The organism is Vibrio profundum (genome assembly GCF_050337555.1).
Lineage (GTDB): Bacteria > Pseudomonadota > Gammaproteobacteria > Enterobacterales > Vibrionaceae > Vibrio > Vibrio profundum.
Genome location: NZ_JAKJTA010000007.1, coordinates 127,906 through 146,559, shown reverse-complemented (window position 1 = coordinate 146,559; position 18,654 = coordinate 127,906). Strand labels below are relative to the sequence as shown.

At 44.9% G+C, this 18,654-nt stretch carries 19 protein-coding genes; 16 read left to right on the top strand and 3 right to left on the bottom strand.

The features are described 5' to 3' along the window. Positions 1–73: 73 nt before the first annotated feature. Positions 74–802 (bottom strand): tRNA1(Val) (adenine(37)-N6)-methyltransferase, encoded by a 729-nt coding sequence (locus L4C34_RS08230; RefSeq protein WP_428788858.1) that lies wholly within the window; start codon positions 800–802, stop codon positions 74–76. Positions 803–1,151: 349 nt separating this feature from the next. On the opposite strand from L4C34_RS08230, the gene brnQ reads away from it, so the two are divergent. After that, positions 1,152–2,471 carry a branched-chain amino acid transport system II carrier protein gene (gene brnQ / locus L4C34_RS08225; RefSeq protein WP_428788857.1) on the top strand — a complete coding sequence of 440 codons (1,320 nt, stop codon included), beginning with the start codon at positions 1,152–1,154 and terminating at the stop codon, positions 2,469–2,471. Between the two features lie 330 nt (positions 2,472–2,801). Here the strand turns inward: brnQ and L4C34_RS08220 are convergent, their stop codons facing one another. Together L4C34_RS08220 and suhB are read right to left on the bottom strand one after the other, a co-directional pair. Then, the gene (locus tag L4C34_RS08220) at positions 2,802–3,629 is read right to left on the bottom strand and encodes a substrate-binding periplasmic protein (protein WP_428788856.1); all 828 of its coding nucleotides are present in this window, start codon (positions 3,627–3,629) and stop codon (positions 2,802–2,804) included. A gap of 246 nt (positions 3,630–3,875) precedes the next feature. Next, positions 3,876–4,679, bottom strand: coding sequence for an inositol-1-monophosphatase (gene suhB / locus L4C34_RS08215; RefSeq protein WP_428788855.1), 804 nt, complete (start codon positions 4,677–4,679; stop codon positions 3,876–3,878). Between the two features lie 179 nt (positions 4,680–4,858). Between suhB and trmJ the strand changes: the two genes are divergently transcribed. The 15 genes from trmJ (at position 4,859) to hisS (ending at position 18,549) form a co-directional block, all read left to right on the top strand. Further along, positions 4,859–5,581: a tRNA (cytosine(32)/uridine(32)-2'-O)-methyltransferase TrmJ gene (trmJ, locus tag L4C34_RS08210; RefSeq protein ID WP_428788854.1), complete on the top strand. Its 723-nt coding sequence runs from the start codon at positions 4,859–4,861 to the stop codon at positions 5,579–5,581. Positions 5,582–5,700: 119 nt separating this feature from the next. Further along, on the top strand, positions 5,701–6,207 hold the full coding sequence (gene iscR, locus L4C34_RS08205) for a Fe-S cluster assembly transcriptional regulator IscR (RefSeq protein ID WP_428788853.1): 507 nt from the start codon (positions 5,701–5,703) through the stop codon (positions 6,205–6,207). A 28-nt stretch (positions 6,208–6,235) separates the two neighbouring features. Next, complete coding sequence (locus L4C34_RS08200) at positions 6,236–7,450, top strand: IscS subfamily cysteine desulfurase (RefSeq protein ID WP_428788852.1); 1,215 nt, start codon at positions 6,236–6,238, stop codon at positions 7,448–7,450. 42 nt (positions 7,451–7,492) lie between these two features. Then, complete coding sequence (gene iscU / locus L4C34_RS08195; RefSeq protein WP_428788851.1) at positions 7,493–7,876, top strand: Fe-S cluster assembly scaffold IscU; 384 nt, start codon at positions 7,493–7,495, stop codon at positions 7,874–7,876. 68 nt (positions 7,877–7,944) lie between these two features. Then, positions 7,945–8,268: an iron-sulfur cluster assembly protein IscA gene (iscA, locus tag L4C34_RS08190; protein ID WP_428788850.1), complete on the top strand. Its 324-nt coding sequence runs from the start codon at positions 7,945–7,947 to the stop codon at positions 8,266–8,268. Positions 8,269–8,313: 45 nt separating this feature from the next. Then, positions 8,314–8,829 (top strand): co-chaperone HscB, encoded by a 516-nt coding sequence (gene hscB, locus L4C34_RS08185; protein ID WP_428788849.1) that lies wholly within the window; start codon positions 8,314–8,316, stop codon positions 8,827–8,829. Between the two features lie 25 nt (positions 8,830–8,854). Then, positions 8,855–10,708 carry a Fe-S protein assembly chaperone HscA gene (gene hscA / locus L4C34_RS08180; RefSeq protein ID WP_428788848.1) on the top strand — a complete coding sequence of 618 codons (1,854 nt, stop codon included), beginning with the start codon at positions 8,855–8,857 and terminating at the stop codon, positions 10,706–10,708. A gap of 20 nt (positions 10,709–10,728) precedes the next feature. Beyond that, positions 10,729–11,067 (top strand): ISC system 2Fe-2S type ferredoxin, encoded by a 339-nt coding sequence (fdx, locus tag L4C34_RS08175; RefSeq protein ID WP_428788847.1) that lies wholly within the window; start codon positions 10,729–10,731, stop codon positions 11,065–11,067. Between the two features lie 27 nt (positions 11,068–11,094). Then, the gene (gene iscX / locus L4C34_RS08170; RefSeq protein WP_428788964.1) at positions 11,095–11,289 is read left to right on the top strand and encodes a Fe-S cluster assembly protein IscX; all 195 of its coding nucleotides are present in this window, start codon (positions 11,095–11,097) and stop codon (positions 11,287–11,289) included. 260 nt (positions 11,290–11,549) lie between these two features. Continuing rightward, a complete protein-coding gene (gene pepB / locus L4C34_RS08165) occupies positions 11,550–12,845 on the top strand; it encodes an aminopeptidase PepB (protein ID WP_428788846.1) in 1,296 nt (431 codons plus the stop codon). 58 nt (positions 12,846–12,903) lie between these two features. Continuing rightward, positions 12,904–13,329 carry a nucleoside-diphosphate kinase gene (gene ndk / locus L4C34_RS08160; RefSeq protein WP_428788845.1) on the top strand — a complete coding sequence of 142 codons (426 nt, stop codon included), beginning with the start codon at positions 12,904–12,906 and terminating at the stop codon, positions 13,327–13,329. Between the two features lie 200 nt (positions 13,330–13,529). Next, positions 13,530–14,651 carry a dual-specificity RNA methyltransferase RlmN gene (gene rlmN / locus L4C34_RS08155; RefSeq protein ID WP_428788844.1) on the top strand — a complete coding sequence of 374 codons (1,122 nt, stop codon included), beginning with the start codon at positions 13,530–13,532 and terminating at the stop codon, positions 14,649–14,651. Between the two features lie 510 nt (positions 14,652–15,161). After that, positions 15,162–16,121 carry a cytoskeleton protein RodZ gene (rodZ, locus tag L4C34_RS08150; RefSeq protein ID WP_428788843.1) on the top strand — a complete coding sequence of 320 codons (960 nt, stop codon included), beginning with the start codon at positions 15,162–15,164 and terminating at the stop codon, positions 16,119–16,121. Positions 16,122–16,129: 8 nt separating this feature from the next. Next, complete coding sequence (gene ispG / locus L4C34_RS08145; protein ID WP_428788842.1) at positions 16,130–17,254, top strand: flavodoxin-dependent (E)-4-hydroxy-3-methylbut-2-enyl-diphosphate synthase; 1,125 nt, start codon at positions 16,130–16,132, stop codon at positions 17,252–17,254. A 26-nt stretch (positions 17,255–17,280) separates the two neighbouring features. Continuing rightward, positions 17,281–18,549: a histidine--tRNA ligase gene (gene hisS, locus L4C34_RS08140; RefSeq protein WP_428788841.1), complete on the top strand. Its 1,269-nt coding sequence runs from the start codon at positions 17,281–17,283 to the stop codon at positions 18,547–18,549. Positions 18,550–18,654 lie beyond the last annotated feature (105 nt).

Sequence of the window (18,654 nt, the reverse complement as noted above, 5' to 3'; positions counted from 1 at the left end):
CACATGGATAATAAAGAGAAAAATTAAGGTCGCACATTATAAATCGATTAGTGATGAGGATCACAGGGTATTTCTACATTTTAAGATAAAAATCTTGAGTGAGCTGGATGAAGTCTTCGCTATAGCCCTGTTTTTCATGGATAGTTAGCTCTGTGAGCTGGCTATTTGATTTTTGGTGGCATAGTTCAAACAGCACTCGGTGTGGCGGTTTGCTCATGCTTGGTCTGACTTCGCAAAATCGGCTCAGGTGCCAACCCGTTGTCTTAGCGGTCTCGATAAAGGTCTTTCCTTCCACTGAAGGTAAAATAAAACTCGCTTTCCCATTCGGAGAAAGAAGAGATTGGCATTGAGCGAGCAGGGCATCATGGCTGAGAGTATCGGTATGACGAGCAATCGCTCTTGATTGATTATCGGATACTTTTCCTGAATTGAAGTAAGGCGGGTTACAAATAATGATATCGAATGTTTGGTTGGGCGAATAAGCTAAAATATCGCCAAGTTGAATATGAAGTCGGTTCGACCAAGGCGACTGAGAGGCGTTGAGTTTTGCGGTATGAAATGCGTCGTCATTGATATCCATCGCGGTGATATCTAGCTCAGCGCTTCTTTGCGCGCACATTAACGCGAGTAAACCCGTCCCAGTGCCAATATCAAGTAAATTGGCCGCACTGCTGAGGTCAGCCCAGGCGCCGAGCATCACCCCATCTGTGCTCACTGGCATACCAACACTGCCACCTTGGACAGTAAATTGCTTAAAATGAAAGCTTTTGCCAATATTATTAATGGGTTCGCTCCTGTGCATGTTTGCTCCATTATTGCGCTTTATTTTCAACAAATTAAATGTTGCGTAAGTGTTAACTTTAGATTTGAACCCGATCGCATTTTTTGTTTTGTATCTTATTTGGTTTATAACACTAGGTTTTCTTTTTAACTTGGTGTTTATAACTGTTATTTGGTTTTATTTGCAACTTATTGTGGCGTTTTTTTCTTTTCTCTTGATAACTATCTCTGCTTTGGTCATTATCTGTTACTTGAAATTTTTAGAATGTGTGGCGCATTAAGCGTCATTAGATATAAATTGTTATGGTTTTTAATTATTCATGTGTATTTTGAATAATTAAGAAGCTAGCGTGATAGACAAAGGGTTCGCAGTGAATCAGACTTTAAAACTTTCCGACATTATAGCTGTCGGTTTTACACTGTTCGCATTTTTCCTCGGAGCAGGTAACATCATCTTTCCACCATTGGCCGGTCAGTCTGCAGGTGACCACCTGCTGCCAGCCATGTTTGGTTTCTTAATAACGGCGGTCGGTTTACCTTTGTCTACGATTATTGCGGTCGCGGTATCGGGTGGCTCATGGGATCAGCTGACGAAAGATCTACCGAAAAAAGTGTCGGTATTGATGGCGGTACTGATTTTTGTAATTATCGGCCCTGCGTTTGCGGCGCCAAGAACGGGTTTGGTTGCCTATGAGATGGCGGTGAAACCTTTCTTCTCTCACCCAACTCAGATTGACCTGACATTGTTCTCAATTTTGTTTTTCACTGTCGCAATGGCTTTTGCATGGTCACAAGGCAAACTGATTGATTTGATTGGTAAGGTGCTCACGCCGCTGCTTATCCTTGGCCTAGTGACTTTGGGTTTAGCGGTAGTACTTGATCCACAAGGCCAAATCCTAGCCGCGCACGGTGACTATGTTGCACAGCCTCTAACGAAAGGTTTCTTAGAAGGCTACAATACGATGGATACCTTGGCTGCGCTAATGTTTGGTATGTTAATGGTCGACACTCTTCGTGGTCGAGGCATTACAGAACCAAAAGCGACAACCAAGTATCTAATTCGAGCAGCGTTTATTGCCGCTGGCGGTTTAGCATTTGTTTACGTGTCTTTGTTCTACCTTGGCGCAACCAGCGCGACGTTGGCGCCTAACTCAGCCAATGGCGGTACTATCTTAAGTATCTACGTACAAGCCTTGTTTGGCCCTTATGGTCAGTTCGCGCTGTCAATGATTGTATTGCTGGCATGCTTTACGACCACGATTGGTTTGATTTCTTCCTGTTCTGATTACTTTAGCTCGCTGACACGTATCCCATACCGAGCTTGGGTGGTGTTACTCGGTGTTGTAAGTGCCATCGTTGCCAATGTCGGGTTAACTCAGCTAATTGCTTTGTCTGTACCTGTGCTTTATGCCTTGTATCCAGTTGCCATCGTGTTGGTTCTGCTGACGTTCATTCGTGACCGTTTACCTAACCCTAAATTGGCCTACCGTGTCTCTTTGTCTGTAGCCTTTATCTTTTCGGCACTAGATGCATTGAAAGCGACGGGAATGGATGTGTCGGCACTCAATGTGATTCCACTATTTAACATTGATATGGGCTGGGCGCTACCTTCAGCGATCGCCGTAATTGTGATGTTTTTTGTCGGTGAGTCAAATAAAGAAAGCGACCGAGAGCCAGAACAAGCGATGTAACTCCGTTGTTCCTAGCTTGAATTAAGCAGGATAGTATTGACGAAGCCGACACTAGTTGTCGGCTTTTTTGTACCTCAACTTTGTATCTCAAAGGTCTGGCTCCATATTTTAGAGGGGCGCTTCAATATCAACCTATCAACCTGAACTCACCTTACAATTTTCAGGAGTACATCTGCGTTCTGCACATTGGAGCCGGCAGTGTGATGCCGTTTTTTCGATGATATGAGTCGGTGAACTATATTTCATTCACTTCTTTGTATTCTGTTTGCTGCACCTCGCCAACTAAGTAAAATGACTAGGTCGAAAATCAAATCGAATAGACAGTACTGTCTATTTAAAGTATTTGTCATACAACTTTTGAGTTTCTCCGCTTTCCTGCATCTGTTTTAGCGCTTGTGAAAATCGGTAGGCCATGGAATCTTCTGAGATCACTGTGGGGAAGTTGCTAATGGTGACGGCTTCTGACGTTTTGAAATTTGGGTTTGGTGTTTCAGCAAATAACTCAGACTTTCTCGAAAACCCTAAATTCATCGGGACGGGATTTTTATTGATTGTAAAACGATGTATTTTGATTCCGATATCATTATAGGATTTTATGTTGTTTACTTTCTTGTAGTAATCAATAACCTCAATATCTGCAATGTAGAAATCCCCTCGACCTCCCTTTAGCGCTTTGATAACGGTATCCATAGGTAGGCGATTTATTTGTGTGGTCTTTAAGCCCGGATACTTCCACTCGGCTTTACTACTGCCGATTTCTACTAATAGCTTACCTTTCATGTCTGAGATTGAATTCAATTCAGGTCGGTCGGCTAACGTCACAACAACCTCTTTTGTGGTGAGGCCGTTCGGCAGATAGTAAAGGTATTTACCTCGTTTGGTTGAAAAAGACGCCCCTGGATAGAAATCGATAGTGCCGTCTTTTAGCCCTTTATGCACCCTTGCCTTCGGAATGCGGATTATTTTCAGTTCGTAACCGATCTTTTCGGCGGCTCGACTAAATAATTCTTTATAGAGTCCTGAGTCATCAGTTTTATCAGCAATGAGAGGTAATTTGCTCTTATCCTTATATCCCATAATTATCGTGTTGCTGCTTGCTGAGATACTAAATGTTGAGCTAAAGATAGCGAGGGTTAAGGAGACGATAATCTTATTCATATTGAAGATTCTCTGATTGCTAGCTGTTACTTTGTACAGTGTAGTGTATTTTAGATGTTAGAGAGTCCGTATTGCGAGTCTGAGTGGGGTGGGATGACGAAAATGGGAAGGTTTTTATGTGCTAGCCAAGAGGCGATGGATAAGAAAGGCAGTAGAGTTAAATTCATCAGGCATAAAAAAACCACCATTAAAGGTGGTTTTTTTATGCGATCAGCGAGTTGGCTAGTCGAGCTAGTTCAAGAGGGTTTACTTGAGAAGAGCTTCGTTGCCGTTTTCGCGGATGTGCTTAAGAATATTTTTAACAGCGCGTGCGCTTGCACCAACGATGTTGCCAGACTTCATGTATTCAGTTCCGCCAGCAAAGTCAGTTAGGATTGCGCCAGCTTCGCGAGCGATGAGCTCACCAGCAGCCATGTCCCAAGGTTTTAGGCCAAGTTCGAAGTAGCCATCTACACGACCGCTTGCAAGGTAGCAAAGGTCAAGAGCTGCAGAGCCTGTACGACGGAAATCAGCACAATCAACAAATAAAGCTGAAACGATCTTCATGAATGATTCAGAGTGTTGCTTTTGCTTGAATGGGAAACCAGTCGCAAGCACAGCACCTTGAAGATCTTTAAGTTGCTTAACGCGCAGACGAGAGTTGTTAAGTTGAGCGCCAGAACCACGTTGTGCTGTGAACAACTCATTTAGCATAGGGTCGTAAACACAAGCGACTTCAGTTTTGCCTTTAATGCGAACAGCAATAGAGACAGCGAAGTGAGGCAGGCCTTTTATGAAGTTTGTTGTACCATCCAGTGGGTCAATAACCCATTGTACATCGCTATCTTTACCTTCGATAGAGCCGCTTTCTTCAGCAACAATAGAGTGCTCAGGATAAGAGCTTTTGATGATATCAATAATGATAGCTTCTGCTTCTGTATCAACATTACTAACGAAGTCGTTGAAACCTTTTTGGCTAGTTTCAATGTTATCAGTGTTTTCTAGTGATTTAGCAATGTGATTGCCCGCTTTTCGCGCAGCGCGAATAGCAATATTTAGCATAGGATGCATATGGGTTTCCCAACGGATGTTAAAGAACAAAAAAGCGGGGCGCAGTATATCAAAGATGAAACAAAAAGGAAGTGATGTTTTTTTGTACTTCAGAGGTTCTTCAACGATAAAGGGTCTGACCATTTTCCATCTAACTGTGATATTATCTGCGCGCATTCGGTTTATCGTGGTTATTGGGTATGTTAGATAATGTCAAAATAGTGTTGGTGGGTACTTCTCATCCAGGTAATGTGGGCTCAGCTGCTCGTGCTATGAAAGTGATGGGAATGAGCCAGTTAGTCTTGGTCGACCCTCAATGTGAAATAGATGAACAAGCGCTTGCTCTTGCAGCAGGTGCCAGTGACGTTGTTGAAAATGCCAAAATTGTTAAAAGCTTAGAAGAAGCCGTTGACGATTGTGTGTTGGTCGTTGGCTCAAGCGCTCGTTCAAGAACCTTAAACTGGCCTATGTTAGAGCCTCGCAGCTGCGGTGAAAAAATGGCAATTGAGGGCGCCTCTGCCCCTGTTGCTTTAGTCTTTGGCCGTGAACGAACTGGGCTAACCAATGAAGAGCTGCAAAAGTGTCACTATCACGCGTGTATTCCTGCGAATCCAGAATACAGCTCATTGAATCTGGCGATGGCCGTGCAAACGTTTAGCTATGAAGTTCGAATGGCACACCTGAATAATGAACGTAGTCAATTTGCGCCGGCAGCCGACGCCGATTACCCGCGTCATAAAGAACTCGAACTCTTCTATCAACACCTTGAAAAGGTCATGATAGACAGTCAATTTATCTCTCAGCAGCAGCCAGGCCAAGTGCTGAACAAGCTGCGTCGTTTGTTTAGCCGAGCAAGACCAGAAGCGCAAGAACTGAATATTTTGCGCGGTATGTTTAGCGCCATTGAAAAGCGTAAACAATAGAAATACAGACGATTCAACACGCTCTTTAATACTTGACTAAATTGGTCAAATAAATACTTGACCAATTTAGTCGGGTATGAAAAACTTTATAGTATAGAAGTCGTGTGGAATGGTGCGATATGAAGCTTACATCGAAAGGAAGGTATGCGGTTACAGCTATGTTAGACGTAGCTTTACACTCGCAGGAAAACCCAGTCCCCTTAGCGGATATATCTGAACGTCAAGGGATCTCGCTGTCGTATTTAGAACAGTTGTTTTCAAAGTTACGTAAATCTGGCTTGGTCACGAGTGTCCGAGGCCCAGGTGGTGGATATCGCCTTGCGAGCGAGGCCCGAGCAATAGCGGTAGGTACTGTTATTGCTGCAGTGGACGAATCTGTTGATGCCACCAAGTGTCAAGGAAAAGCGGATTGCCAAGGCGGAAATCGATGCCTAACACATGCACTGTGGCGTGATTTAAGTTCACGTATTAGTGACTTCTTAGATGGTATCACTCTGGGTGAGTTGATGCAGGATAACGAAGTTCTCGAAACGTCCGATCGACAAGATATGAATCTTGCGGTCAGCCAAGGGATGAGCAAAAAAAATCAGAATCTCGTTCCCATTGGTGCCAATGGTCGCTCATAGAGAGCGATGTTTTACACTGGAGTAAGAAATGAAACTGCCAATTTATCTTGATTATTCAGCGACGTGCCCAGTCGATCCGCGTGTGGCTGAGAAAATGGTTCAGTATATGACAATGGATGGTACATTTGGTAATCCAGCGTCACGTTCGCACCGTTATGGCTGGCAGGCAGAAGAAGCAGTCGATACCGCTCGTGAGCAAATTGCGGATCTACTGAATGCCGATCCCCGTGAAGTGGTTTTCACTTCTGGCGCAACAGAATCAGATAACCTAGCAATCAAAGGTGCTGCGAACTTTTACCAGAAAAAAGGTAAGCACATCATCACGTGCAAAACTGAGCATAAAGCGGTTCTCGACCCATGCCGTCAGCTTGAACGTGAAGGCTTTGAAGTCACATACCTAGCGCCTGAAGCAAATGGTATTATTGACTTGAACAAGCTTGCTGATGCAATGCGCGAAGACACGATTTTAGTGTCTATCATGCACGTTAACAACGAAATCGGCGTGATTCAGGATATCTCAGCGATCGGTGAGTTGTGCCGTGAGCGCAAAATCGTATTCCACGTTGATGCGGCTCAGTCGGCAGGTAAATTACCTATCGATGTGCAAGAAATGAAAGTTGATTTGATCTCTCTTACTTCACATAAGATTTATGGCCCGAAAGGTATTGGCGCTTTATACGTGCGTCGTAAGCCTCGTATTCGCCTAGAAACTCAAATGCATGGCGGCGGTCATGAGCGTGGTTTCCGTTCAGGAACATTACCAACGCACCAAATCGTCGGTATGGGTGAAGCTTTCCATCTTGCTAAACAAGAAATGCAGGCCGATTTTGATCACGCTAAGAAGCTGCGTGACCGTCTGCTTAATGGCATTAAAGATATGGAAGCGGTGACCATCAATGGTGATTTAGAACAGCGCTTACCAAATAACCTGAACATCAGCTTTGCTTTTGTTGAGGGTGAATCGCTTCTAATGTCGCTTAAAGATTTAGCAGTGTCTTCTGGCAGTGCATGTACATCAGCAAGCTTAGAGCCTTCGTACGTATTACGTGCGTTGGGTTTAAATGATGAACTAGCTCATAGCTCGATCCGTTTTTCTTTTGGTCGCTTTACGACTGAAGAAGACATCGACTATGCAGTCGAACAAATTCGTGTCGCAGTAAATAAGTTACGTGACATGTCTCCTCTTTGGGATATGTACAAGGAAGGGGTGGATTTGAATACGGTTGAGTGGGCTCACCACTAATCACCCCACAGTTTCATATTTAAAGAATTTGAGGTAAATATTATGGCTTATAGCGAAAAAGTAATTGATCATTACGAAAACCCACGCAACGTTGGTTCGTTCGATAAAGAAGATCCAGCAGTAGGCAGTGGTATGGTCGGCGCGCCAGCATGTGGCGATGTGATGAAACTACAAATCAAAGTGACGCCTGACGGCATCATTGAAGACGCGAAGTTCAAAACTTATGGTTGTGGTAGTGCAATCGCTTCAAGCTCTCTTGTGACAGAGTGGGTGAAAGGCAAAAGCATCGACGAAGCTGCAAGCATTAAGAACGCAGAAATCGCAGAAGAGTTGGAGCTTCCACCAGTTAAGATTCACTGCTCGATTCTAGCGGAAGACGCGATCAAAGCAGCAGTTGCTGACTATAAAAAGAAAAAAGACCAATAATAATCAGCGTGGTAGGGAGTTTGCTCTCTACCACGACTTTATAGAGCAATATAAGATTAAGGTGCAGTATGGCCATTACAATGACTGAAGCAGCGGCGAGCCGTGTTCATGCATTTCTAGATAACCGTGGTAAAGGTCTCGGTTTACGTCTGGGGGTCAAGACAACGGGCTGTTCAGGAATGGCGTATGTTCTTGAGTTTGTTGATGAGACATCTGAAGGCGACCAAGTCTTTGAACATATGGGTATCAAGGTAATTATTGATGCTAAGAGCTTTGTTTACCTAGACGGAACTGAGCTTGATTATGTAAAAGAAGGGCTCAATGAAGGTTTTGAATTTAACAACCCTAATGCCAAAGGCGAATGTGGTTGTGGCGAGAGTTTTAACGTTTAACGTATCTCTGGCCCACTGAACAAGGTGAAATTAGGACCTATCATTATGAACCATTTTGAACTTTTTGGGCTACCTAGCCAGTTTCAACTGGATGGTAGCCTTCTTTCTTCGCAGTTTCGTACGCTACAAAAACGCTTCCACCCAGATAACTTCGCGACGGCTTCAGAGAGAGATCGTCTCCTTTCTGTACAAAAAGCCGCTCAGATTAATGATGCCTATCAGGTACTCAAAAATCCTATCTCACGTGCTGAATACTTGCTTTCTGAGCAAGGTATTGAGCTACGCGGTGAACAGCAAACGCTACAAGATCCTGAGTTTCTCATGGAACAAATGGAACTGCGCGAAGAGCTGGAAGTTATCTGCGATCTTGACGACAGCCAAGACGCTTTGTTTGCCTTTGAACAAAAGGTGAGCACTATGTTTAAGCTACATCTCCGTACTCTTGAAGAGGCATTGTCTAAGAGCCAATGGCTTGATGCGGCAGATCTCGTGCGCAAACTAAAATTTATTGCCAAATTAACTCATGAAATAGAGCAAGCTGAAGAGCGATTGCTAGGTTAGCTTGTTAGTAAAAGGATCATCTCCCATGGCGTTACTTCAAATAGCAGAGCCAGGACAAAGCAGTGTCCCTCACGAACATAAACTGGCTGTGGGTATCGATTTAGGTACGACCAATTCTTTAGTTGCTTCAGTAAGAAGCGGCGAAGCAACGACGTTACCTGATGATAAAGGGCGTTCAGTGCTGCCTTCTGTCGTGCACTATACCTCTGAAGGTTTCAGTGTCGGTGATGAAGCGCGTTCTCAGGCACAAACAGACCCGAAAAATACGATTATTTCGATTAAGCGTCTGATTGGCCGTTCATTGACGGATATTCAAACACGCTACCCATCTCTGCCGTATCAATTTGTAGAATCAGATAACGGATTGCCTCGGCTTAATACAGCCCAAGGGCAGAAGAACCCAATTCAAGTCTCGTCTGATATTCTAAATAGCTTAAAGCAACGAGCAGAAGCGACGCTAGGTGGCGATCTGTCAGGTGCAGTGATCACCGTTCCTGCTTACTTTGATGATGCCCAGCGTGCTGGCACCAAAGATGCGGCGAAACTGGCTGGCCTGCATGTGCTGCGACTACTGAACGAGCCAACGGCTGCTGCAATTGCATACGGTTTAGATTCAGGCCAAGAAGGCGTGATTGCCGTATACGATCTTGGTGGCGGTACTTTCGATATTTCCATTTTACGTCTGACTAAAGGCGTATTTGAAGTACTTGCAACCGGCGGTGACTCGGCACTGGGCGGTGATGATTTTGACCACTTACTGGCTGAACACTTCCAAGAACAAATGGGCTTATCAGGCACGTTATCAGCTGAGCAAAACCGCGCTCTGTTAGATGCGGCGACGCAGGCTAAAATCGCCTTGTCTAGCGCCGATGACACTGATGTTTCGGTGTTGGGCTGGTCTGGTAATCTGAGCCGAACCAAGCTTGATGAATTGATTCGTCCACTCGTTAAGAGAACACTTCTTTCTTGTCGCCGCGCGATGAAAGATTCCGGCCTTGATGCCGGTGATGTCATGGAAGTTGTCATGGTCGGCGGTTCGACCCGTACTTTATTAGTGCGTGATATGGTCGGTGACTTTTTTGGTCGCACGCCGCTAACTAGCATTAATCCGGACGAAGTCGTCGCGATTGGGGCATCGATTCAAGCTGACATTTTAGTGGGTAACAAGCCAGATGCAGAAATGCTACTTCTGGACGTGATTCCGCTGTCATTGGGTATTGAAACCATGGGTGGTTTGGTGGAAAAAATCATTTCACGCAATACCACGATTCCTGTTGCTAAAGCGCAGGAGTTCACCACCTTTAAAGACGGCCAAACGGCGATGACGGTGCACACTGTGCAAGGCGAACGTGAAATGGTTGCCGATTGCCGTTCTCTCGCGCGTTTTTCATTGAAAGGTATTCCACCAATGGCCGCTGGCGCAGCGCACATCCGCGTAACTTACCAAGTGGATGCCGACGGTCTGTTATCTGTCACTGCGATGGAAAAAAGCACCGGCGTGCAAGCGGAAATCCAAGTGAAGCCATCGTATGGCCTGTCAGATGATGAAGTCGCGAACATGTTGAAAGATTCGATGGCTCATGCCAAAGATGACATGTTAGCCCGAGCGTTAGCTGAGCAAAAAGTCGAAGCCGATCGTGTGATTGAAGGTTTGATTGTCGCACTAGACGCAGACGGTGATGAGTTACTTTCAGAACCAGAGCGCCAAGAATTACTCAAAGCGATTGAAGCTTTGATTGAAGTACGCAATGGCGAGGATGCCGCAGCGATTGAGCATGGAATAAAACTCACTGATAAAGCGAGTGAAGAATTTGCCTCTCGTCGTATGGATAAATCAATTCGAGCGGCGCTGTCCGGTCAATCCGTTGACGATATTTAGTAGTTAGAGATTAAAAAATTATGCCTAAGATTATCGTATTACCGCATGACGAACTTTGCCCAGAAGGTGCAGTGTTAGAAGCCAAAACAGGTGATACTGTGCTGGATGTTGCCCTAAAAAATGGGATTGGAATCGAGCATGCGTGTGAAAAATCATGTGCATGCACCACATGTCACATTGTTGTTCGAGAAGGGTTTGATTCGCTTGAAGAAAGCGATGAACTCGAAGATGATATGTTGGATAAGGCGTGGGGGTTAGAACCAGAGTCGCGTTTAGGTTGCCAAGCGATCATCCGTGATGAAGATTTGGTTGTCGAGATCCCTAAATATACGCTCAACCATGCGTCTGAAGATCACTAAGATTTTTGCTGTCAAAGGAGATGAATGATGCAGTGGGTAGATTCTAGAGATATTGCGATTGAATTATGCGAACTATACCCAGAGGTTGATCCTAAGCAGGTCCGTTTTATGGACCTTCGCGATTGGATCTTAGATTTAGACGGCTTTGATGACGATCCTAAGCATTGCAACGAAAAAATCTTAGAAGCGGTTATCTTGTGCTGGATGGATGAAATGGACTGACAGCAGTAACGAACTGACAGCCAGTCTGCATTACTTTGATGACTGATATTGTAAAGCGAGCTACTTAGCTCGCTTTTTTATGTTTGTTAGCCAGGTATCTTTTCGGCCAATTTATGTTTTAAACGTTGAGAATACGCCCTTGAGAATGTATTTAACTGTTAGCGCCTGTTTCACCTCACTACTCTAGGATTTACCCTTGTTTTTCTTTTTGAAACGAGTAACGTGAGCAAGTCAAAATTTTATCAAGGCAAGGAGAGAAAATGTCTCAACAAATGTCCGTATTTATTAGTCAAGACAGTGCGCAACCTCAATGGGGAGACAAAGCGATTTTGTCTTTCAATGAAGATGGAGCGACTGTTCACCTTGCTAACGAAACCGATTACCTAACAGTGCAACGCGCAGCGCGTAAATTAGACTCTCAAGGTATCAAATCAGTCTTTTTATCCGGTGAAGGTTGGGATCTGGAAAGCATTTGGGCGTTTCAGCAAGGCTATCGTGATTCAAAGAAAAAGAACTGCCTTGAGTGGGTCGCTTTAGAAGCTGAAGCACAAGAAGAGCTAGAAGCTCGCATCACGTCGACCGATTGGGCGCGTGATATTATCAATAAGACTGCGGAAGAAGTCGCGCCTCGTCAATTGGCAACAATGGCTGCTGAATTTATTCGTTCTGTCGCGCCAAGCGGTACAGTGAAAGCCAAAGTAGTGAAAGACAAAGATCTTCTTACCGAAGGTTGGGAAGGTATCTACGCAGTTGGTCGCGGTTCAGAACGTACCTCTGCAATGCTGCAATTGGACTTCAACCCAACTGGCGACGAAAATGCACCCGTTTACGCTTGCCTAGTCGGTAAGGGCATCACCTTTGATTCAGGTGGTTACAGCATTAAAGCATCAGGCTTTATGAACTCAATGAAAGCCGACATGGGTGGTGCTGGTACGATTACTGCGGGCCTTGGTTTAGCTATTTCACGTGGTTTGAACAAACGCGTTAAATTGATTCTATGCTGTGCAGAAAACATGATTTCAGGTCGCGCACTTAAGCTTGGTGACATCATTACCTATAAGAATGGTAAAACAGTAGAGATCATGAACACTGATGCGGAAGGTCGCTTAGTGTTGGCTGATGGTCTGCTTTACGCATGCGAACATAATCCAGAGCTAATCATCGACTGCGCAACCTTAACGGGCGCGGCGAAAAATGCACTAGGTAATGATTATCATGCGTTAATGAGCTTCGACGATGAACTTTCTCGCTCAGCGCTAGAAGCGGCTAAGCAAGAAAACGAAGGGCTATGGCCACTGCCGTTAGCTGATTTTCACCGTAACATGCTGCCGTCAAACTTCGCTGACTTGTCTAACATCAGTAATGGTGATTATGTACCAGGTGCCAGCACAGCTGCTGCGTTCCTGTCTTATTTTGTCGACGACTACAAAAAAGGTTGGTTGCATTTCGATTGTGCTGCGACTTACCGTAAAACGCCGAACGATAAGTGGTCGGCAGGCGCAACTGGCCACGGTGTGCGTACACTCGCACGCGTATTGCTAGAAAACGCAGAGTAATGTGTAAGCAGCTTATTCGCTGCTTCATCAATAAGTATACAGAGAGAAAGGGTCAAACATGGCTTTAGAAAGAACATTTTCCATCATCAAGCCGGACGCCGTTGAGCGTAACTTGATTGGTGAAATTTACCGTCGCATGGAAAAAGCAGGGCTAGTGATTGTTGCTGCGAAAATGGTTCACTTGAACGAAGAGCAGGCGAGCGCATTTTACGCTGAGCATGAAGGCAAAGAGTTCTTCGCGCCACTCAAAGAGTTCATGACATCAGGTCCTTGTATGGTGCAAGTTCTTGAAGGTGAAAACGCAATTGCTCGTTACCGTGAACTGATGGGTAAAACCAACCCAGAAGAAGCGGCGTGTGGCACGCTGCGCGCAGACTATGCCGTTAGCATGCGTTATAACTCGGTACATGGTTCCGATAGTGTTGAGTCGGCGCAAAGAGAGATCGAGTTCTTTTTCCCACCGGCTGAAGTCTATTCGCGTTAATTGCGAATCGTAATTACAAAAAACCTTGGGTTACTACCAAGGTTTTTTTATATCTAATTGTTAGCAAGTAAGATTGGCTATTTTTTAATCTTTTCCATATTAACCTCTTAGGCATCACAAAGGGTTACAAGGCTTGTTGACACCCAATAAACACTGTACAATTCGCGCCCTTAACTTCCCATTTGTCATTGAGAGGCAGCATGACCAACACAAAAATCAATCTACTCGATTTTGATCGTGAAGGCTTACGCAAGTATTTTGCAGATGAGCTCGCGGAGAAAGCATTTCGCGCAGATCAAGTAATGAAGTGGATTTACCATTTTGGTTGTGATGACTTCGATAAAATGAACAACTTAAATAAGAAGTTGCGCGAGAAATTACAGACAAATTGTGAAATAAAAGCGCCAGTGGTTTCCACTGCCCAGCATTCGTCTGACGGCACCATTAAGTGGGCCATGCGTGTTGGCGACCAAGATGTGGAAACTGTGTATATTCCAGACGGCGACCGCGCGACCTTGTGTATTTCGTCGCAAGTTGGTTGTGCTCTCGAATGTAAGTTTTGCTCAACCGGAACGCAAGGGTTTAATCGTAACCTGAAAGTGTCTGAGATTATTGGCCAGTTATGGCGTGCGGCACGCGAAATTGGTTTAGAAAAAGAAACGGGTCGCCGTCCTATCACTAACGTGGTGATGATGGGGATGGGTGAGCCGCTGCTGAATATGAAAAACTTGCTGCCATCCCTTCGTTTGATGTTGGATGATTTAGCATTCGGTTTGTCTAAGCGACGTGTAACCGTGTCGACTTCTGGCGTAGTTTCTGGTCTAGATCAGATGACAGACAACATTGATGTAGCTTTGGCGATTTCTTTGCACGCACCGAACGATGAATTGCGTAGCCAGATTATGCCAATCAACGATCGCTGGGATATCGAAGACTTTTTGGCCTCGGTTCGACGCTATATTGCGTCATCAAATGCTAACCGTGGCAAAGTAACGGTTGAGTATATTCTGCTGGATCATGTCAATGATGATATGGATCACGCTCGCGAGTTAGCAGAATTGATGAAAGATACTCCGTGTAAGATTAACTTGATTCCATTTAACCCATATCCGGGGTCACCGTATAAAAAGCCAAGCAACTCTCGTATTGATCGCTTTATGAAAACGTTGATGCAATACGATTACACCGTCACAGTCCGTAAAACTCGTGGTGATGATATTGATGCAGCATGTGGTCAGTTGGTGGGTGATGTTATTGATCGAACCAAGCGGACCAAGCAAAAATTGCAAGCCGCAGGGGATATACCTGTTAAGGCCATCTAGCCGAATACTTGTCTAGCTGCACACGTGAATTATTGGCGGTTAGATTAAAGAGCTTATAGAGCCGAGCTTATACTAGTAGGTATAACTCGGCTTTATTGTATTTGACGAGATTGATAAGAGTGGCAGTCGAATCGTTGCGAAAGATTAACAGGTGCTAGAAATAGCCTGCTATGACCAGTATATTGGCTATTTTGTCACTTAACTTATAGTAGCCTTTTGATTCCTCTGATCATCCTGAATTGTAAAATTTAGGAAAAACCTTAAGCAGTAGGTGACTTCTATTTCGTCATTCTGTTGTTTAACGGCTATTATCTATTAGAATTGCTAATTAATTGTTGTGAAGTGTTTCGGGGGTAATATGGTTAAAGTGAGCCCGAGACCGCCAGAATGTAGGCGAGGACTGTTTTCCTCAATGTTTATCTGTCCGTGATTGGTTTTGTAAGCGACGAGTCAACGAGAAATCACAAATAACGCGTGAATCACGGACCAAATAAGAGATGTACACCTCTCATGAGTACCAAACAAAACATATTAGTTGAAGAGATTGTAGAAGAAGAAAAGATATTACCGGGCACAGTGCTAAAAAATAAGCGCGAGGAGCTTGGGCTTTCGCAAAAGCAAGTGGCCGACCGTTTGCGTTTAAAATTATCGCTGATTCGAGATATTGAAGAAAATAATTTTGCCACGGGCCAAGTAGCCACTTTTACTCGAGGTTATTTACGTTCTTATGCCAAAGTCGTTGGGCTGGAAGAGTCCGTCGTATTAGGTGCGCTAGATGACCAAGGTACTGGCAAACCACAGACCCAAAATATGACGAGCTTTTCACGCAAAACAAAACGTGACAAGCATGACAACCGAATTATGAATATCACTTGGGTCATTTTGTTGGTCATTGTCGGTATATCGTCTATTTGGTGGTGGCAGAACCAGCAGAGAGATACGCTGTCCCCGTTGCATAAAGGGACTGAGGAAGTGGCTAAACCATCACTTGAAGCTCCAAACCAATCGGCGCCTGCAGACAAAACCAACTTTACTACGCTAGAGTCTGGTCAACTGAGCTCACAGCCTCAGGGCGAAGTAAGTTCATCTGATGAAAAATCGGCACCTAAAGCGGCAACATCGGACACGTCTTCAACGAAAGCTGCGGTTGAGCTCACCACTGAAGCGAGTTCTTCTCCGGTCACAGATGTGGCAGAAACGACTTCTCCTAGTGCACAAAGCCCAGACAACACCAATAAAACGATCGATATGGTCTTTAAAGCTGATTGCTGGCTGCAAGTACGCGATGATACTGGCAAGGTGTTGATCTCCGGAATTAAAAAAGGCGGCCAGAGTCTGAAATTGGAGGGCCAAGCCCCATTTAATGTGATTCTTGGCGCACCTGAAAATGTTTCAATGACATTTGCGAGTGAACCTGTCGACCTTTCTCGGTATACTGCGGGTAAAGTAGCAAGATTTTCCTTACCCTAGAAACTATTATGCAACACGAATCTCCGATTAAACGTCGCCCGTCGACAAGAATTTATGTGGGTAATGTACCCATTGGTGACGGCGCACCAATTGCTGTCCAATCTATGACCAATACGCGCACCACGGATGTGGCGGCGACGGTTGCTCAGATCAAAGCTCTAGAAAGTGTAGGCGCGGATATCGTTCGGGTTTCCGTGCCGACGATGGACGCGGCAGAAGCGTTCAGGCAGATCAAGCAACAAGTCTCCATTCCCTTGGTTGCCGATATTCATTTCGATTATCGCATCGCGCTCAAAGTCGCCGAATATGGCGTAGACTGCTTGCGAATTAACCCAGGCAACATTGGTAATGAAGCCCGCATCCGCTCCGTGGTGGACTGTGCGCGAGATAACAACATTCCAATCCGAATTGGGGTTAATGGTGGTTCTCTGGAAAAAGATATCCAGATGAAATATGGCGAGCCGACACCAGCAGCTTTGGTTGAATCCGCGATGCGTCATGTCGATATTCTCGATCGTCTTAACTTTGATCAGTTCAAAGTGAGCGTGAAAGCATCGGATGTATTTTTAGCGGTGGACTCCTATCGTCTATTAGCCAATAAAATCGATCAGCCTTTGCACCTTGGTATTACGGAAGCAGGCGGTGCTCGCGCCGGGGCGGTGAAGTCATCGGTTGGTTTGGGTATGCTCTTGGCAGAAGGCATTGGCGATACGCTACGTATTTCCCTAGCGGCAAACCCTATTGAAGAGATCAAAGTTGGTTTTGATATCTTAAAGTCGTTAAGAATTCGTTCCCGTGGGATCAACTTTATTGCTTGCCCAACCTGTTCACGTCAAGAGTTTGATGTGATTGGGACGGTGAATGCGCTAGAAGAACGCCTTGAAGATGTGGTGACACCAATGGATGTCTCTATTATTGGCTGTGTTGTGAATGGACCTGGTGAAGCGGAAGTTTCGCATCTTGGCTTGGCTGGCAGTAATAAGAAAAGTGCTTTCTACGAAGATGGAAAACGTCAAAAAGAGCGCTTTGATAACGATAATATCGTTGACCAGCTGGAAGCTAAGATCCGTGCGAAAGCGTCGATGCTCGACGAAAGCAAGCGCATCAGTATCAACTCCATCGATTCAGAATAATCTCAACCTAATTTACGGTACCTATTGTGGCGAAAACTATTCAAGCAATTCGAGGCATGAACGACTGCCTCCCGACTCAGTCACCACTGTGGCAGAAAGTAGAAAGCACACTCAGAGAAGTCGTCGCGTCATATGGCTACGACGAAATTCGTACTCCTATCGTTGAAATGACTCATTTGTTTAGCCGAGCGATAGGCGAAGTGACTGATGTGGTTGAAAAAGAGATGTATACCTTTGACGATCGTAATGGAGATAGCCTAACTCTTCGTCCTGAAGGGACGGCGAGCTGTGTTCGCGCGGGTATTGAAAATGGTTTGTTGTACAACCAAGAACAAAGATTGTGGTACATGGGGCCTATGTTCCGCCATGAAAGACCGCAAAAAGGGCGTTACCGCCAGTTCCATCAGTTTGGGGTTGAAGTCTTTGGTCTTGCGACGCCAGATACCGATGCAGAAGTTATTCTGCTAAGTGCTAAAGTTTGGCGAGATTTAGGCGTGGATAAGCATGTACGCCTTGAGCTTAATTCCATTGGTTCTTCAGAGGAGCGTAAAGAGTATCGCACCGCGTTGGTGGCGTTCTTAGAGCAACATATAGATGTACTCGACGACGATTGCAAACGCCGTATGCACACTAATCCTCTTCGCGTATTGGATAGCAAAAACCCAGAAGTTCAGGCTATTTTATCTGATGCACCACGATTGTCTGAATATCTTAATGAAGAATCAAAGCAACATTTTTCACAAGTATGTGAACTTCTTGATGCCGCTGGTATCGAATACACGTTAAATGAGCGTTTGGTTCGTGGTCTTGATTACTACAACCGTACAGTATTTGAGTGGATAACAGATAGCTTAGGTGCTCAAGGAACCGTTTGTGCTGGTGGCCGTTATGATGGGCTTGTTGAACAGTTAGGCGGTAAAGCGACTTCAGGCTTTGGTTTTGGCCTTGGTATTGAGCGCTTGGTGTTGTTGTTAGAGGCATTGGACCTAGCTAATGTTCGTCGCGGTGTTGACGTATACATTGTCACAGCAGGCGAAGGCACCACAATGGCTGGCATGAAATTGGCTGAACAGTTGCGTGATCAAATACCAGGCATTCGAGTGATGAAGCACTTGGGCGGCGGGAATTTTAAAAAGCAATTTAAACGTGCTGATAAAGTGGGCGCAATAGCCGCTTTAGTTTTAGGCGAGAACGAAGTCGCTGACAACACGGTCGTATTGAAAGACTTGGTTGGCGGTGAGCAAGAGACATACTCTCAGGACGATATTGTCGCCAAACTGTCTAAGCTTCTCTAAGTTTATCGACGACTCAAACAGATTTAACCTCGGTATATACACAGAGACTAAGCCAGCATGATATTCGTCTGCTGGCTTAGTCGATTAACCCAGATTTAAAGAGGA